11 protein-coding genes are annotated in these 15,836 nt (G+C 70.5%); 6 read left to right on the forward strand and 5 right to left on the reverse strand.

Features of this window, described 5'->3' with window-relative positions; all coding sequences use genetic code 11:
- Nucleotides 1-31: 31 nt before the first annotated feature.
- From FS769_RS11785 to FS769_RS11795, 3 genes are all read right to left on the reverse strand, one after another.
- A complete protein-coding gene (locus tag FS769_RS11785) occupies nt 32-535 on the reverse strand; it encodes a DUF3145 domain-containing protein (RefSeq protein WP_144833619.1) in 504 nt (167 codons plus the stop codon).
- A 423-nt stretch (nt 536-958) separates the two neighbouring features.
- Entirely contained in the window at nt 959-1,873 is a 915-nt protein-coding gene (locus FS769_RS11790) for a hemagglutinin (RefSeq protein WP_144833620.1), read from the reverse strand.
- Between the two features lie 74 nt (nt 1,874-1,947).
- Complete coding sequence (locus tag FS769_RS11795; protein WP_144833622.1) at nt 1,948-2,535, reverse strand: hypothetical protein; 588 nt, start codon at nt 2,533-2,535, stop codon at nt 1,948-1,950.
- Nucleotides 2,536-2,681: 146 nt separating this feature from the next.
- On the opposite strand from FS769_RS11795, the gene FS769_RS11800 reads away from it, so the two are divergent.
- Nucleotides 2,682-3,353 carry a response regulator transcription factor gene (locus tag FS769_RS11800; protein ID WP_144833623.1) on the forward strand — a complete coding sequence of 224 codons (672 nt, stop codon included), beginning with the start codon at nt 2,682-2,684 and terminating at the stop codon, nt 3,351-3,353.
- Nucleotides 3,350-4,789 (forward strand): HAMP domain-containing sensor histidine kinase, encoded by a 1,440-nt coding sequence (locus tag FS769_RS11805; RefSeq protein ID WP_186325530.1) that lies wholly within the window; start codon nt 3,350-3,352, stop codon nt 4,787-4,789. Before FS769_RS11800 ends, FS769_RS11805 begins: the two co-directional genes overlap by 4 nt.
- A gap of 3 nt (nt 4,790-4,792) precedes the next feature.
- On the opposite strand, the gene FS769_RS11810 is transcribed toward FS769_RS11805, so the two are convergent.
- Nucleotides 4,793-5,131: an ATP-dependent DNA ligase gene (locus FS769_RS11810; RefSeq protein WP_144833625.1), complete on the reverse strand. Its 339-nt coding sequence runs from the start codon at nt 5,129-5,131 to the stop codon at nt 4,793-4,795.
- 290 nt (nt 5,132-5,421) lie between these two features.
- Between FS769_RS11810 and FS769_RS11815 the strand changes: the two genes are divergently transcribed.
- The 3 genes from FS769_RS11815 (at nt 5,422) to FS769_RS11825 (ending at nt 8,843) form a co-directional block, all read left to right on the forward strand.
- A complete protein-coding gene (locus FS769_RS11815) occupies nt 5,422-6,816 on the forward strand; it encodes a hemolysin family protein (protein WP_144833627.1) in 1,395 nt (464 codons plus the stop codon).
- Complete coding sequence (locus FS769_RS11820; protein ID WP_144833629.1) at nt 6,813-7,838, forward strand: CNNM domain-containing protein; 1,026 nt, start codon at nt 6,813-6,815, stop codon at nt 7,836-7,838. The genes FS769_RS11815 and FS769_RS11820 overlap by 4 nt, the downstream gene beginning before the upstream one ends.
- 186 nt (nt 7,839-8,024) lie before the next feature.
- On the forward strand, nt 8,025-8,843 hold the full coding sequence (locus tag FS769_RS11825; protein ID WP_144833632.1) for an SDR family oxidoreductase: 819 nt from the start codon (nt 8,025-8,027) through the stop codon (nt 8,841-8,843).
- A 94-nt stretch (nt 8,844-8,937) separates the two neighbouring features.
- Here FS769_RS11825 and FS769_RS11830 read toward each other — a convergent pair whose 3' ends face one another.
- A complete protein-coding gene (locus FS769_RS11830; RefSeq protein ID WP_186325531.1) occupies nt 8,938-14,385 on the reverse strand; it encodes a fibronectin type III domain-containing protein in 5,448 nt (1,815 codons plus the stop codon).
- Between the two features lie 168 nt (nt 14,386-14,553).
- Between FS769_RS11830 and FS769_RS11835 the strand changes: the two genes are divergently transcribed.
- Nucleotides 14,554-15,642, forward strand: a complete 1,089-nt coding sequence (locus FS769_RS11835; protein WP_144833636.1) for a substrate-binding domain-containing protein — start codon at nt 14,554-14,556, stop codon at nt 15,640-15,642.
- Nucleotides 15,643-15,836 lie beyond the last annotated feature (194 nt).

Genomic DNA, 15,836 nt, shown 5'->3' on the forward strand with positions numbered 1-15,836 from the left:
CTCCCCCGTCCGACGCATGAGGCAGACGCGTTCAGCCCACTTTGTGGAGCCAGACGATCTGCTGGTCGTCACCGGCGTGCCGGAAAGGTTCGAGTTCTTCGTCCCAGGCCGAACCGAGCGCGACGTCGAGCTCGCGCTGCAGCTCGAACGCATCGCCCGCGGCGACCTCCATGGCGTAGCGCACCCGGTCTTCGCCGATGACGACGTTGCCGGCCGCATCGGTCTGAGCGAAGTGGATGCCGAGACCCGGCGTGTGCATCCAGCGGCCACCGTCGCTGCGGGGCGTGGGATCTTCACTCACCTCGAACCGCAGGTGCTCCCAGCCGCGGATGGCGCTGGCGAGAGCCGCACCGGAGCCCACCGGGCCCTCCCAGTAGAACTCCGCGCGGCGGCTGCCCGTCAGCACGGGCTGTTCGGCCCAGTCGAAGTTGACGGCACGGCCGAGGGCGCGTCCTACCGCCCACTCGAGGTGGGGGCACAACGCGCGGGGCGCGGAGTGGATCAGGATCACTCCGCGCGAAGACGTGATCGCCATGGTCTCTCCTTCGTCAGGTACGTCTTCCCCTACGACCTGTGATGGAGTGTGGCGATTGTTCGGTTGTCCCGGCCATTATCGCCCGCTCATAACGAAATCACAACACTGTGATTCCGATGTGCGTCGGGCGCGGGGGGTTCGGGACGTTCGACGGGCTCGGGGACCTGGGTTCGGCGCGGGGAAGGACCGCGCGGCATCCGGTCCCTTCGACAGGCTCAGGGACCTGGGTTCGGCGTGGGGAGGCCCCGCCCGGCTTCCGGTCCCTTCGACAGGCTCAGGGACCTGGGTTCGGCGTGGGGCGGGACTGCGCGGCTTCCGGTCCCTTCGGCAGGCTCAGGGACCTGGGTTCTGAGAGGGGAGGCCTCGCGCGACTTCCGGTCCCTTCGACAGGCTCAGGGACCTGGGTTCGACGGGATTGGGTGCTCAGCCGAACCAGAGCGCCCAGTACAGCGCGAAGTTGCGGTTGCCGTACGACGAGCACTCGTCTCCGGTGCCCCACCGTGCCGCGAGGGCCGCGGGATTCGGCTGGTAGGGCGTGTAGTTGTACAGCGCCGCCGTGGCCTCGTTGGCGATCGCGACGTCGGAGCCCCCGCACGCGGGATCGGGCGAATACGCGAGGTAATGGGTGCCGGGCTGACGCATGAAGTCCGAGGCGCTGTACGACTTGAGGTCGGTGGTGCCTTGCGCGACCTGCTGGGCGAAGCCCGCGATGCCCGGGTCGCACGCCGCGTCGTCGGGGCAGCGGGCGCCCATGGCCGCGCCGAGCTGCTCGGCCGAAGGTGAGCGCGCAACGCGTCCGGCGACGAGACTCTGCTCCTTCTGCAACGTGACGAGGATCACCTTCGCCGAGATCCCGCACGCGCGCTGGATGCGGTCGATGATCTCGGCCGCCGTGAGCGAGCCGCCGTCGTAGCCGTCGCAGACGGTCTGGCCCGTGGCATCCGACACGACCGGACCTCGAGCGGGGAGATCCGTGCGCAACACCGACAGGCACGAATCGTTGCCGCACTCCCCCACCTGGTCGTCGAGGAAGCTCTGGATCTCGTCGGCGGTCATGGCATCGCCGTCGTAGAAGGCCTCGTCGCTGATCAGAGTGCCCGGGTCGAAGCTCGACAAGTCGATCGCCTGACGACGCTGCTCGGTGTTCCACGCCGTCGTCCACGCGCTGGTGAGGGAGACCAGCGGAATGACGGCTAGCACGACGAGAGAGACCAGAACGGCCGCGACGATGCCGAAGGCGATGCGACGGCGACGCAGCTGCCGGGCACGAGCGGTGGGGCGACGCCGCCGGACGGGCGGACGACGAGGTCGGCTCGGCCGCGTACGAGTGTTCGCCACCCTCCGATCGTGCCGCACCGCGCTGACCGCGCGCTGCACATGAAGGTGCGGCGCGTCGGCCAGCGCGGTGGCGCTCAGCTGCCGGGCTGGGCGGGGGCGGTGCCGTCGGCCGGAGGCGTGGGTGCCGAGCCGTCCGCGGGCGGGGTGGGTGCCGAGCCGTCTGCCGGCGGGGCGGGAGGCGTGGGCTTCTCGCCGTCGGCGGGCGGGGTCGGAGCGGTGCCGTCGGCCGGCGGGGTCGGCTTCTCGGCGCCGGGGGCACCGGGGCCGTGGCCGGGACCCGCGGGGCCGCCGGGGCCGCACTCGCCCGGGCCGGACCCGTCGGCGGGGGCGGTCGGGGCGGCCGGGGCCGTGCCGTCGGCGGGGGCTCCGGTGGGCGCGTCGCTGGGCGTGGCGCCGGGGGTGGCGCTCGAGCCGGGCGTGGGGGTGCCCGTGCCCGGGGTCGCAGCGCCGGGTCCGGTGGATCCGCCGTCGGCGCTCGGTGCCGAGGTCGCCAGCGTCAGCGGCGTGTTCGTCTGCGCGGCGAGGGCGGCTGAACCGCCCGTCAGACCCGCGGCGACGATGACCGCGCCCGCGATCAGCGCGGGGCGACGCCACGAGCGGCGGCGGGGCTCGGGGGCCTCGTCGAACCGCGGCAACGGCTGGGTGGGGTTGTCGTCGTTCATGGTTCTCGCTCTCCGCCGGTGGCGTTCACCGGCTCGAGTTCCACATTTCGCGGCGGGACTGAAGCGAACCTGAAGTCGGTGAGGGTCGGGGCATCGCATACGCAAGCCATAACGCCCGTTCAGCGCCGGGCCGTAGCGTCGGGCGGATGTCCGCTCCTGCCCGCGTGCTCGTCCTCGACGACGACGAGACGATCCGCACCGCCGTCACGGTCGCCCTCCGCGCCGACGGCTACGTCGTCGACGCCGCGCCCGACGGCCTCGATCTCTCGGAGCGGTTGGCCGCCTTTCGCCCCGACCTCGTGGTGCTCGACTGGATGATGCCGGGGCCCAGCGGCATCCGGTTGCTGCCCGTCATCCACACCGCGGGTGATACCGCCGTCATCATGCTGACGGCGCGCGACGAGGTCGACGACCGCCTGCGCGGATTCGCCGAGGGAGTGGACGACTACGTCGTCAAGCCGTTCACCATGGCCGAGCTGGTCGCGCGGACGGGGGCGGTGCTGCGCCGTCGCGGGCGGCTGCCCCAGACGATCGCGGTGGGCGATCTCGTCGTGGATCCGGATGCCGCGACGGCCCATCGAGCGGGATCGTTGCTCGATCTGACGGCCACGGAGTTCCGCCTGCTGCACCTGTTCGCCGACAGTCGCGGTCGCACGCTGTCGAAGGCGCAGATCCTCACGCAGGTGTGGGGATTCGACGACTACGACCCCAATCTCGTCGAGGTGCACCTGAGCGCTCTGCGTCGCAAGATGGAGCAGCACGGTCCGCGCCTGATCCACACCGTTCGCGGCCTCGGCTACCGACTGAGTGCCGCGTGAGCGCCGCCGTCGGCCGCGAGGGCTCTCCCCTGCGCACCGGATCGCTGCGGCGCCGCACGATCGTCGCGGTGCTCGCGCTGGTCGCGGTGCTGCTGGTCGTGCTCGCGGTGGTCGTCGACGTGGCCCTCGGGGCGCGCCTGCGCGGCCAGATCGAAGACCGTTTGCGCGACCGGGCTGCCGCGGCCGCTTCTCTCGTGGGGGTCGTCGACGACACCGACCTCGCCGAGCGGTTGTCGGACCAAGGACTCGCGGTGCGTATCGACAGCGCCGGCGGAGACTCGGTCGTGGCGGGACCGAGCCCCGAGCAGTTGCGCGACGGTCCTCCGCGCCCGGGCGGCGGCCCCGGCGGGAGTCCCGGCGAGCGGTCGCAGCCGCAGCCGAGCGCCTCGAGCGACGTGACCGTCACCGCCTCCGCCCTCTCGGGCGACGACCAGCTGGTGACGCTGCAGTCGACCTTGAGCGACGGCTCGACCCTCACGCTCACGGCGTCGGCGGTCGGCGTCGGCGACACGCTCGCGCAGGTGCGCTGGATCCTCGCGATCGCCTCGGTGGGCGTGCTCGTGATCGCCGCGGGCGCCGTCACGATCGTAGTGCGCCGGAGTCTGCGACCTCTCGACCGGGTGTCCGACGTCGCGCGGGCGATCGGGGCGGGAGAGCGCGAGCGGCGTCTGCGGCCGACGCGCCCCGAGACCGAGATCGGGCGCGTGGCGACCGCGCTCGACGACATGCTCGACGACGTCGTGGGTGCCGAGCAGACCGCACGCGAGGCCGAGGCGCGGCTGCGCGCCTTCCTCTCCGACGCGGCGCACGAGCTGCGCACGCCGGTCGCCGGCATCCGGGCCGCGGCCGACACGCTCGTGCGCGCCGACCTCGACGGGCCCGAGCGCGAGGTGCTCGCGACGCAGGTGGCGCGCGAGGCCGCGCGCGCGTCGCGCCTGGTCGACGACCTGCTCACGATGGCCCGCGTCGACCGCGGGCTCGAACTCGAACGGGTCGACGTCGACCTTCGTCAGGTCGTGCGCACCGAAGCCGAACTGATCCCGCTCGTGCATCCCTCGCTGCGGGTGGACCTGCGGATCCCGGATGCCGCTGTCCCCGCCCATGTCGACGTGGACCGCCTCACGCAGGTGCTGTCGAACCTCGTCGAGAACGCCGCACGGGCGACGGGCGGCACCGGTGCGCTGACGCTGGAGCTCGGCATCCGGGATCACGTCGCCGAGGTCGCCGTGAGCGACGACGGACCCGGGGTGCCCGCGGATCAGCGCGATCGCATCTTCGACCGCATGGTGCGGCTCGACTCCTCGCGCACGTCGGCGGCCGGAGTCGGACTCGGGCTGCCGATCGCGCGCGGAATCGCCCGCGCACACGGCGGCGACGTCAGATGCGTACCGGCGGCGACGGGAGCCCGATTCGAGGTCGTGCTCCCGCTCGCCTGAGCGTCAGCGCGCCGTTCGACCCACGGGCTGACGCACGGGTGCGGTCTGCGGGGCGATGCCCGCCGCGGTGAGCGTGAGGCCGTCGGCGCCGCTGGCGTCGTGCATCATCTGGTCGACGAGAGCGCGATCGATCACGGGCTCGCGACCGCCGTAGAACTGCATGACGAGGGCGTTCGAGGCGTGGATCCACAGACTCGCCTGCCGCACGCCCTCATTGACGGGCAGCTGGAGCATGAATCCCTCGTTGCGTCGCAGCTTGTTCATCACGACGATGCGGAGGTGGGCGAGGATGCGGTCGTCGATGTCGAACGCGGCACGGTCGCGGTAAATGAGGCGTCCCATTACTGGTCCTTTTCCGGCGCGACGAATCGCACCTGTGTTGCGGGGGGACCGCGCCGGGAAGCGCAGCAATGGGGGCCTCATCATTGTGGCACCGATCTGGACTTACGGTGTATCCCTTTCTCCATCATCGAGGTGAATCCTCAGAATCGGCTTCGCGTCGCTCGATAAAGTCGAAGGGATCAGTGATCACCGACCCACGAGAGAGACAACCCCGTGAGCCCTCACCGCACCTCCACCGACCAGGAGGGCCGATCTTCGAGCCCCCTCTTCCGGAGAGGGGGTGAGATCTGATGCTGGCTGCGGCCCTGACGCTTCTGTTGGGGATCATCGTGACCTTGGCGATCATCGTCGCCTGCGGATTCTTCGTCGCGCAGGAATTCGCCTACATGTCCGTCGACCGCTCGCGTCTGACCGCGAGAGCGGAAAAGGGCGACGCGCAGGCGAAGCGCGTTCTGGCGATCACCAAGCGCACGTCGTTCATGCTCTCGGGCGCCCAATTGGGAATCACCGTGACCGGCCTGTTGATCGGATACGTCGCCGAACCCCTCATCGGTCAGTCGATCGGCACGCTGCTGGGCGGGGTGGGCGTCGACCCGACCGTCTCGGTGCTCATCGGCACCGTCGGTGCGCTGCTACTGGCGACGGTGGTGACGATGATCTTCGGCGAGCTGTACCCCAAGAACCTCGCCATCGCGAACCCCGAGCCCCTGGCCCGGGCCCTTGCGGTGCCCACCCGCATCTACCTGCTGATGTTCGGCTGGTTGATCACGGTGTTCGATCTGGCGGCCAACGCGCTGCTGCGCCTGCTGCGCATCGAGCCGCTCGAAGACGTCGACGAGAGCGCCACCGCGCGCGACCTCGAGGCGATCATCGAGGAGTCGCGCCAGAGCGGCGACCTGCCCGACGACCTGTCGATGATCATCGACCGCATTCTCGACTTCCCCCAGCGCGACGTCGAGCACGCCATGGTGCCGCGCTCCCAGGTCGACTCGGTCACCCCCGACACGACCGTCGGCGAGGTGCGCGCGCTGATGGCCACGGGCCACACCCGCTACCCCGTGATCGGCGACGAGGACTCCCCCGTCGGCGTGGTCGAGCTCATCGACCTGTTGCGTGAGCAGCCCGCCGACGACGCCCCCGTGGCATCCGTCATGCGCACCGCCGTCGTCATCCCCACCTCGATGCAGCTGCCGGTGGCCCTCGACCGCATGCGACGCTCGCGCAACGAACTCGCGTGCGTGGTCGACGAATACGGCAACTTCGACGGCATTCTGACCATCGAAGACCTGACCGAGGAGGTCATCGGCGAGCTCTCCGACGAGCACGACGCCGAGGTGAGCGAGGTCTCGTCCGTCGGCGACGACGCCTGGAGCGTTCCGGGCGACCTGCACCTCGACGAGCTCGAGCGCCTCATCGGGCACGACCTCGCCGAGAGCGACATCGAGACCGTGGCCGGGCTCGTGATCGACGCGCACGGCGACCTCCCCGCCGTGGGCAGCGTCGTGCGCATCGACCTGCCCGAGCGGGCCGGCGAGACCATCCAGGGCCTCGACATCGACCGCTGGCTCGCCGTCGAGGTGGTCGCCGTCGACCGGCACGTGCCCTCGCAACTGCGGGTGCAGCTGCACGAGGTGGATCGTGACGCGGTCGGAGAGCCGACCCGCGATGAGGAGGTGACCCGATGAACGGTTGGACCGTGGCCCTCATCACCACCGCGCTCATCATCGCGAGCGCCTTCTTCGTCATCGTCGAGTTCGCCCTGCTCGCCGCCCGTCGCCACCGCCTCGAAGAGGAAGCCGCGACCAGCGCCTCGGCCCGCGCCGCCCTGCGCGGAGTGAACGAGCTGACCGTCATGCTCGCGTTCGCGCAGCTCGGCATCACGGCCTGTACCTTCCTGCTCGGTGCCATCACCAAGCCGGCCATCGACTACGCACTCGCGCCCGTGTTCGAGGCGTGGGGCCTGCCCTACGTGCTGGCCGACATCATCGCGTTCATGCTCGCGCTGATCGTGGTCACCTTCCTTCACCTCGTCATCGGCGAGATGGCGCCGAAGTCGTGGGCGATCGCCCACCCCGAGACGGCGGCGAAGGCCACCGGCATCCTGGCCCGTGCCCTCACCTGGCCGCTGCGCCCGTTCCTGCTGTGGATCAACCACATCGCGAACCGGCTCGTGAAGGCCTCGGGTGTCGAGCCGGTCGACAAGGCCGCCGCCGGTGGACAAGACGCCGACACGATCCGCGAGCTCGTCGCGCACTCGCGACAGGCCGGAACGCTCGAGAAGCAGTACTCCGAGCCGATCGCGCAGGCGATCGCCCTGGGCACGCTCACCGTCGGCGACATCGTGCGCACCGACCGCTCCCCCACGGCCGTCTCGGCGGATGCCACGGCGGCCGACATCCAGGCCGTCGCCGCCTCGTCGACGCACCTGCGCATTCTGGTCGGGGCGGGCGCGAGCTCGCGCGTCGCGCACGTGCGCGACACCCTGGCCGTCGACCCGTCGACCCCGGCCCTCGAGATCGCCCGCGAACCGCTGGTGCTCGAACCCACGGCATCCGCGTACGACGCCCTCGCGCGCATGCGCCGCGGTCGCGTGCAGCTGGCCACGGTCGTCGACGATGAGCGTCTGCTCGGCGTGGTGACGGTCGACGACCTGCTGCGCGAGATCCTGCCCGGGCCGGGCGAGGTCGCGGCGGTGGCCGCTCAATAAGAGGTTTTGGGGCGGAATCCTCCGTTCGGGGCGTGATTTTCACGCCCCGAGGTGAGGATTCCGCCCCGAGCCGTCGAGAGCGGGAGCGCGACCGCCCGCGGCGGAGTGTCAAGCCGTCACGAGGGCTGAAGAACGCGGCGTAGCGTCGCTCGCGTTCACCCCCCCTCATCTCTTCGGAGGACACTCATGAGCAAGACCTGGTTCATCACCGGCGCATCCAAGGGCTTCGGCCGCGAATGGGCCGAGGCGGCCCTGGAGCGCGGCGACAACGTCGCGGGAACGGCCCGCAACCTCGACGACGTGCAGGAGCTCGTCGACGCCTACCCCGACGCGTTCCTCGCGCTGCAGCTCGACGTCACCGACCGCGCGGCCGGCATCGACGCGATCCGGAAGGCGCACGAGAAGTTCGGCGCGCTCGACGTGGTCGTCAATAACGCCGGGTTCGGCCACTTCGGCATGGTCGAGGAGCTCACCGAAGACGAGGTGCGCGCGCAGCTCGAGACGAACTTCTTCGGCGCCCTGTGGGTCACCCAGGCCGCTCTGCCGATCATGCGCGCGCAGGGCTCGGGCCACATCATCCAGGTGTCGAGCATCGGCGGGATCAGCGCGTTCCCGACCGTCGGCGCGTACCACGCGTCGAAGTGGGCCCTCGAGGGACTGTCGCAGTCGCTCTCGCAGGAGGTCGCCGACTTCGGCATCCACGTCACCCTCATCGAGCCCGGCGGATACTCCACCGACTGGTCGGGTCCGTCGGCCAAGCGCAGCGACGAGATCGAGGCGTACGCGGCGGTGCGCGAGCAGGCTTCCAAGCGTCCGTCAGCCGCCGATCCCGGAAAGCCCGAGGCCACGCGTGCCGCCATTCTGAAAGTGGTGGATGCCGAGAACCCGCCGCTGCGCATCTTCTTCGGCAAGGCGCCCCTCGGCATCGCCGAGCGCGACTACGAGTCGCGCCTGAAGACGTGGCGCGAGTGGCAGCCGGTGTCGGAGGAGGCGCACGGCTCGTAACCCTGCGTCTAGGGCGTCACAGGACGCACCCCGATACGCGCAGATCGCCCCGCGGGAGCCTCAGCAGGCACCCGCGGGGCGATCGCGTGTCGCGCTACTTCGCGACGACCACCTTCAGCGGAGCGCTCGTGGTCGCTCCCCCGGCGTTCGCGAACTCGATCGTGTACGTGTACGTGCCGATCGCGCGGCCGGTGACGGGCACGACCACTTTCTGCGAGGCGGGCGTCGCCGCGGCGAGCGCACCCGACGCGATCTCGACGTCGTTCTCGAGCAGGCGGTACGAGGTGGCGTTCGTGCCCCACCACAGATTGGCCGTCAGGGAGTACGCCCCGTCGCGGTCGCTGTTGTCGGACGAGAGCACGGGCTTGCCGGGGGCGGCATCCGTCACCTTCACCGTGAGCGGCTTGGTCGCCGTCGTCCCCTTCGAGTTCACCAGCTCACCCGTGAACTGGTACGTGCCGTTGCCGAGCCCGGCGATCTCGACGACGCTCTTCTGCGCGTTGGGCGTCGCCATCGACAGGGGCATGGTCGCGACGAGCTCGCCGTCGCGGTACAGCGTGAACAGCGAGCCGTTCGAGCCCCACCACAGGTTCATCGTCAGCTGGAACGTGCCGTCTTTCAGGCCCGTGTCCCAGCCGTCGTTCGACGAGAGCACGCCCGTGCCGGGTGCGGCGGTGGCCCCGTCGTTCGAGGGGACCTCAGGCAGGATGATCGTCGGTGTCGCGGCCGAGCGGTCGCCCTCGCCGACGGCGTTGGCGGCCACCACCTCGAAGGCGTGGGTCGACCCCGGCGCGAGGTCGGACAGCGTGCAGGTGGTCTCGGCGACCTCGCACACGGGCTCGGTGCCGCCGGCCTCGTAGACCCGGTAGCCCGACAGCTCGGCACCCGTCTGTGCCGGGGCCTCCCACGAGACGGTGATCGACGTGTCGGATGCCGCGGCCGCGGAGACGTTCTGCGGCGCCGTCGCCCGGGTCGTGTCCTTCACGGCGAGCCACGAGATGACGGGCTTCTCACTGCCCGCGCCCTCGTTGGTGATGACGTAGTCGACGGTCGCCGCCTCGGTGAGGGTGAAGGTGAGGTCGCTCGTGAGCGGTCCGCTCACCCCGGTCAGCGGCACGTTGCCCTTGGCGAGCTCGATTCCGCCGACCGACACGGTGTGGTTCATCGTGCGGTTCAGACCCCACCACTCGGTGAACCCGCCGGTCAGCGTGTACTGCCCCGCGGGCAGCGGCAGACGGTAGGTGAGCCGCGTGGTGTCCTGATAGAGGCCGGTCGAGAACTTGTCGGTGATGTCGGTCGAGCCCTTCACCTTCATGCCGTCGGCGACGTATCCCCACTGGTCGGCGGAGGTCGAGACCTGATCGACTTTGTCGTTGCGCAGCGTCGGTACGGCCTTCTGGACCGCGGTGAACTGCGGCGAGGGGGTCGAGCCGGTTCCGGAGTCGATGTAGTACACGAGCCCCGCGGGGATCACCTCGTAGGCGGCGACGACCTTCTGACCGCCCTCGGTGAAGCGACCGGTGAGCACGAGCTTGCGCAGCTCGGTGCGCTTCTGGGCGGCCGAGTCGGCGTCCCAGGTCACGGCCGTGTCGACGCCGTCGACCGAGACCGTCGCGGGCAGCTCGTCGTCGGCCTTCAGCGTGCCGACCACGCCCAGATCGCGGGGAAGCGCCTGCACGTAGACGAGGGCGAGACGGGCGTTGTAGCCCGAGGTACCCGTGGTGCCGAACTCCAGACGCACCACTCCGTCGGCCGACACGTTCACCCGCTGCGCGACAGGGGTCGCGGAGCCGTTCGAGACCGCGGACTGCGTGGTCTCGGCGGCCCCGGGTGCCCGCACCTTGCTGTAGACGTTGGTCGTCAGACCGGTCCGCGGAGCCTGCACGGCGACGATGTTGTACGAGCCGGCGGGCAGGGTGAGGCTGTAGACGATCGGCTTGGTGAAGTCGGCGCCGACGTACGAGGTGCCCCAATCCGTGGGTGAACCGGCCGCGACGGTCGTCGCGGAGGTCGCGTAGCCCCAGGTCGCGGCCGTGCTGCTGCCGTCCCACTTCTGGTCGGCGCTGTCGTTGCGCAGGTCGGGGAACGCCGCCTTCGCGGTGGCGAATGCCGAGCCGGCGGTCGCACCCGACGAACCGGAATCGATGAAGTACGTCAGATCGGCCGGGAGGGTCAGCACCGTCGCCGTGAGGCGCTGGTACACGCCCGCCGCGGTCTTCTCGGTGGTGCGTCCTGTCGCCGTGAACGAGCTCAGCTCGGCAGCGGAGCCCGCCGCGGTCACCGAACCCGCGGTCCAGGTGACAGCGGCATCCGCGCCTTCGAGCGAGACCGTCGCGGGGAGGGTCCGACCTGGGAGGGTCATCGAGACGGTTCCGACGTCTTTCACGTCGTCGCTGACGTCGCGCGGGGTGAGCTGATCGACGGCTGCCGCCAGACGCGCCTCCAGAGCGCGGGCGCCCTCGGCGTCGAGCCCGGACGCGCCCGGATCGGCGACCGCGTCGCGAGCGGCGTCGCGCGTCGACCGCAGTCGCGCCCACGAGTCGACGCTGTACTCGGCTTCGTCGAGGGCGGATGCCGTGTCCACGCGAGCCGCCAGGGCCGTGGTGTCGACCGTGCTCGCGTCGGCGTTGGCCGTGACGACTCCCACCGCGTCGACGTTCAGCGCGTCGGCAGTGGCGGTGCGCACCTCGACCGTGTGGGTGCCGTTGCGCAGCCCCCGCAGCATGTACGCGGTGCGTTCGCTGCCCGCGGCCAGCGTCGGCGCCGCGGCCACGAGCTGCTCGCCGTCGACGATCACGTCGAGGGTCGGAGCACCCGAGTTGGTGCCGATGATGTCGAGCCCGGTTCCCTCGAACGTGTAGGCCATCGTGGCGCCCTGCCGGGTGCTCTTCGAGGCGGTGCGCTGCCACTCGAACATGCCCTGGCCGTTGACGTGGCTCCACCCGTCGTCGAAGCGCAGGACGGATGCCGAGGTGTCGCTCCAGCTGGTCTGGTGCATGCCGTCGATGATCTGGGTGTAATACGGCGTGTAGCCGGGCACCGTCTCGACGGTGAGGTTGTCGAAGCGCACGAAGGTGAAGCTCGACCCGAGCTGGATGCGTCCGGTCGCTTGGGACGCGGCATCCGTGTACGAAGCCACGTCGACCCCGTTGATCTGCGCGGTGTACACATCGCCCGCGACCTTCACGGCGATGCGGTTCCACACGCCGGCGCCGGTGCGGAAGTCGACACCCGCCGTCGTCGAGGCGTTGCCGGTGGAGAGCACCGTGCCGTAGCGCTGGAGAGACCACGCCCCGGTGGGCTCGACGCGCAGTTCGGCGGCCGAGACGGCCTGACCGTTCGCGGTGCCGCCCTGCTCGCGCGCGCCGATGGTGGCGTACTGCGCCCCGTCGGCCTCGAACATCACGTCGGCGCCGACCACGTAGTTCGCCCAGCGGGCGTCGCCGATGGTCGTCTTGGGGTCGCCGCCGTTCCAGGCGCCGCCGGCCATGCCCGAACCGATCTGCTGGCGCAGCACGCGTCCATGCGCGGCGTCGGAAGTCGCGACCGATTCGAACGCGCCGTTCGTGTCGTTGGTGTAGCGCGGGGTCGCGCCCTGATCCTCGGCCTGCACGCTCGGGGTGCCAGACGGCTTGTCGGCCGCTCCCCTGCTGGAGAGATACCCCTCGCCGCTGTCGACGAGGGTGCGCGTGTCGGGGTCGTAGCCCTGCACGTCGCCTGTGCCGCGGTAATCGAAGTCGTCGGCGTACAGGTAGCCGTCGTCGGTCGCGCCGTTGACGTCGCCGGTGGAATCGGTGTCGAGCACGTCGCGGCCGCCGTCGGGTGCGGTGTACTCCGTCGTCGCGGGGGCGGTGCGTCCGAAGCCCTCGCGGGGCGAGACCACCCCGGCACGCGTCTCCGCGTGATCGAGCGTGGTGGCCGTCACCGTCGACCACGGCTTCACGGTGACCGTGTAGCTTCCGTCGGCGGCGGGCGCCATCTCGGCGAGGGGACGGACGTAGTTGGCATCCGCCGCCTGCCCCGCGTCGGCCGCGCGCGTCTCCCACACCTCGAGCGTCTTGTCGTCACCCAGCGGCATCCCGTCGACGGCGACGCGGTAGGTCTTGGTGAACGAGCTGTCGTTCACGATGACGGTGGAGAAGTCCGCACCGTCGGGGGCGGCGAGGGTCGTGTACGACGCCCCACCCGACCGGGCGCCGCTGGGCGGGTTGCCCGTGCCGAGCTCGCTGCCCGAGGCCTGCGGGATCGCCCGCCAGATGCCGGCGGCGTTGTCGGAGTTCTCCCACCCGAGCTTCGCGAACTGCGTGAACTGCTCGAGCACCGCGAGTCCACCGTCGTACGAGATCCAGCCCGACCACGGCTCGCGCGCGTTCACGAGCTCTTTCGAGGAGTACTGGAAGCCGTCGTAGAACGACCCGATCGCGGGTTGGAAGATGTTGAGCGTGCGGCGCGACGCCGAGAAGCCCGTGGTGACCCAGTTGCCCATCTCGAGCGCGCTGCCGGGGCCGCCCATCGAGGTGCCCACCCCGCCCTGCTCGTTGCTGTTGGTGTTGTTCGGGCGGTCGGCGGAGTTCGAGAACGTCGACTGGCCCTCGGAGTTCCACACCTCGCGGTCGAGCTGCTCGGCGATCTTCTTCATGTTGCCGTTGCGATCGTCGGCGCTGCTGTAGTGGAACCCGACGATGTCGACGGCGTCACGCAGAGAAGAGTCGCTGCCGGTCATCCCGTCGCCCAGGGCGACCGGCGGAGTGCCGACGGTGTCGCCGGCGATCGTGCGGATCGAGGTGTAGAGGTCGCGCTCGGTCGCCGAGGCGAAGCCGTTGTTCGGGTCGTCCGCGGTGGCGCCCTCGTAGCCCTTCGTGTCGTTGCGCAGCCACCCCGAGAAGTCCTTGTACAGCTGCAGGTCGGGGTTGGAGGTCTCGTTCGCGTCGGGGTTGATCGAGTCGATCATGTAGCCGAACTGCCGGTACGCGGCCAGGGTGGTGTTCTTGAACCAGACGTATTGGTCCTGGTGATTGGTCACCCACGTCGGGCGGTTCCAGCGGAGAATGCTGACGTGCACCGGGCCGTGCGCGACGGTCTTGGCATCCGCGGCGAGCTGGAATCCGGGCTCGCGGAGCACGTTGGGGTACTCGTCGCGCGAACGCATCGTCGAGGCGTTCGGCCCGGTCGAGGTGTTGCGGTCGTTGCCCATCTCGATCTTGATCGTGTTCATGATCGGGAAGTCCCCGCCGAACAGCGTCTCGATGAGCTCCCAGTACTTCTCGGGATGCTGCGACTTGTAGTCCAGCAGCAGGGCGCTCGTGGAGTTCGCGCTGAGCACGCCGAAGCCCTTGAAGGTCAGACCGTTGACGTTCTTCGCGGCCGCGGCCACGTCGGTGCCGCGCACCGTCACGGTGACCGGATCGGCCCCCGCCGCCTGCGCCGCGGTCGGAACGAGAAGCGCGCCGACCATCGTCGCCGTGACGAGCGCCGCCGCCGCCGCCACGCGGCCTGTACGACGGGGATGAGGTCGAACCGGGGGGATCGGTGCCGTGACCATGGGGAGTCTCCTTCGACGGGGGCGCGGCGTCGGTCCGTTCCGATCGCCGCGGGGGCACGCCCGTGTGCCCGCCCACATCGTCGGTCACCCTCGGCGTCGAACGGAAGCGAAACGAACACGATCGATCATTCTTGAATCGATACGTACATCGGCTTACGCTGTCCGATCATGAGCGCAGGTTCTCCGCCCTTCGGGCTGTCGCGCCGCGAACGCATCCTCGACGAGCTGCGGCGCACCGGATCGGTTCGGGTCGCCGACCTCGCCCGCGACCTCGGCGTCGCCGAGCTGACGATCCGACGCGACATCGGCCACCTCGCCGACCGCGGGCTCCTGACGCGCGTGCACGGCGGGGCGACGCTGCGCAGCCGGCTCGACACCAGCGTTCCCGTCGACGCGCGGACGTCGGCGCCCATCCGCTTCCGGGTCGGCATGGTCACCCCCTCGCTCACCTACTACTGGCCGCACATCATCGTCGGTGCCCGCGCCGCCGCCACAGAGCTCGGCGTGCAGCTCGTGCTCCGCGGCGCGAGCTACTCGGTCGCCGACCAGCGACGGCAGATCGCCTCGCTCGTCGACTCGGGGAGCCTCCACGGCCTGATCGTCGCGCCCGAGACCACCGGCGCCGACGGGAGGGCGTTCCTGTACTGGCTCGAGTCGCTTCCGCTTCCCGTCGTGCTCGCCGAACGCCGAGCGGCATCCGCCCTCGCCCTCACCAAGCTCGAATGGGTCACGACCGATCACGTCTTCGGCGGGTCGCTCGCGGCCGACCACCTCGCGACGCGGGGACACACCCGCGTCGGAATCCTCACCTCGGCGGGATCGCCCACCTCGTCGCAGCTGCGGCGCGGGTGGGAGCGCTCAATCGCCGAACTCGGACTCGAGTGCCCGGTCGACGTAGACGCCTCGCTCGACGCGCTCGACGGCACCGCCCGCGAGGAGGTCGTGGCCGACCTGCTCGCGCAGTGCCGCGCGACCGGGACCACGGCGCTGCTCGTGCACTCCGACCCGCAGGCGGTGCTCGTGCAGCAATACGCGCGCGATCACGGCTGGCACGTTCCGGAGGACCTCGCGATCCTCGCCTACGACGACGAGGTCGCCGAGAGCGCCGAACCGCCGATCACGGCCCTGCGACCCTCGAAGCAGCACGTCGGGCGTCTGGCGGTCGAGACGATTGTCGGGCGCTTGACCGAGGGGGCGAGCCGGCCGGTGCAGCGCACGTACGTGCTGCCGGTGCTGCACACGCGCGAATCGACCTGATCGGAGGGGAATCGCTCGGGACGCGGCGCGCACAGGACCCTCAAGATCTCCGCAACGGCCTGCGCTCCCCGGCCGACCGGGCGTCGGCCCCCGCAAGGTGAGCCGAAGATTCGCCCCGGTCGCTCAAGACGGCCGATCCGGCCCCTAACCTGGCGATGCGGACGACGATTCGTCCGCCCCTCCTGGCCCCGGAC

This window comes from Microbacterium sp. BH-3-3-3 (assembly GCF_007679045.1).
Classification (GTDB): Bacteria; Actinomycetota; Actinomycetes; order Actinomycetales; family Microbacteriaceae; genus Microbacterium; species Microbacterium algihabitans.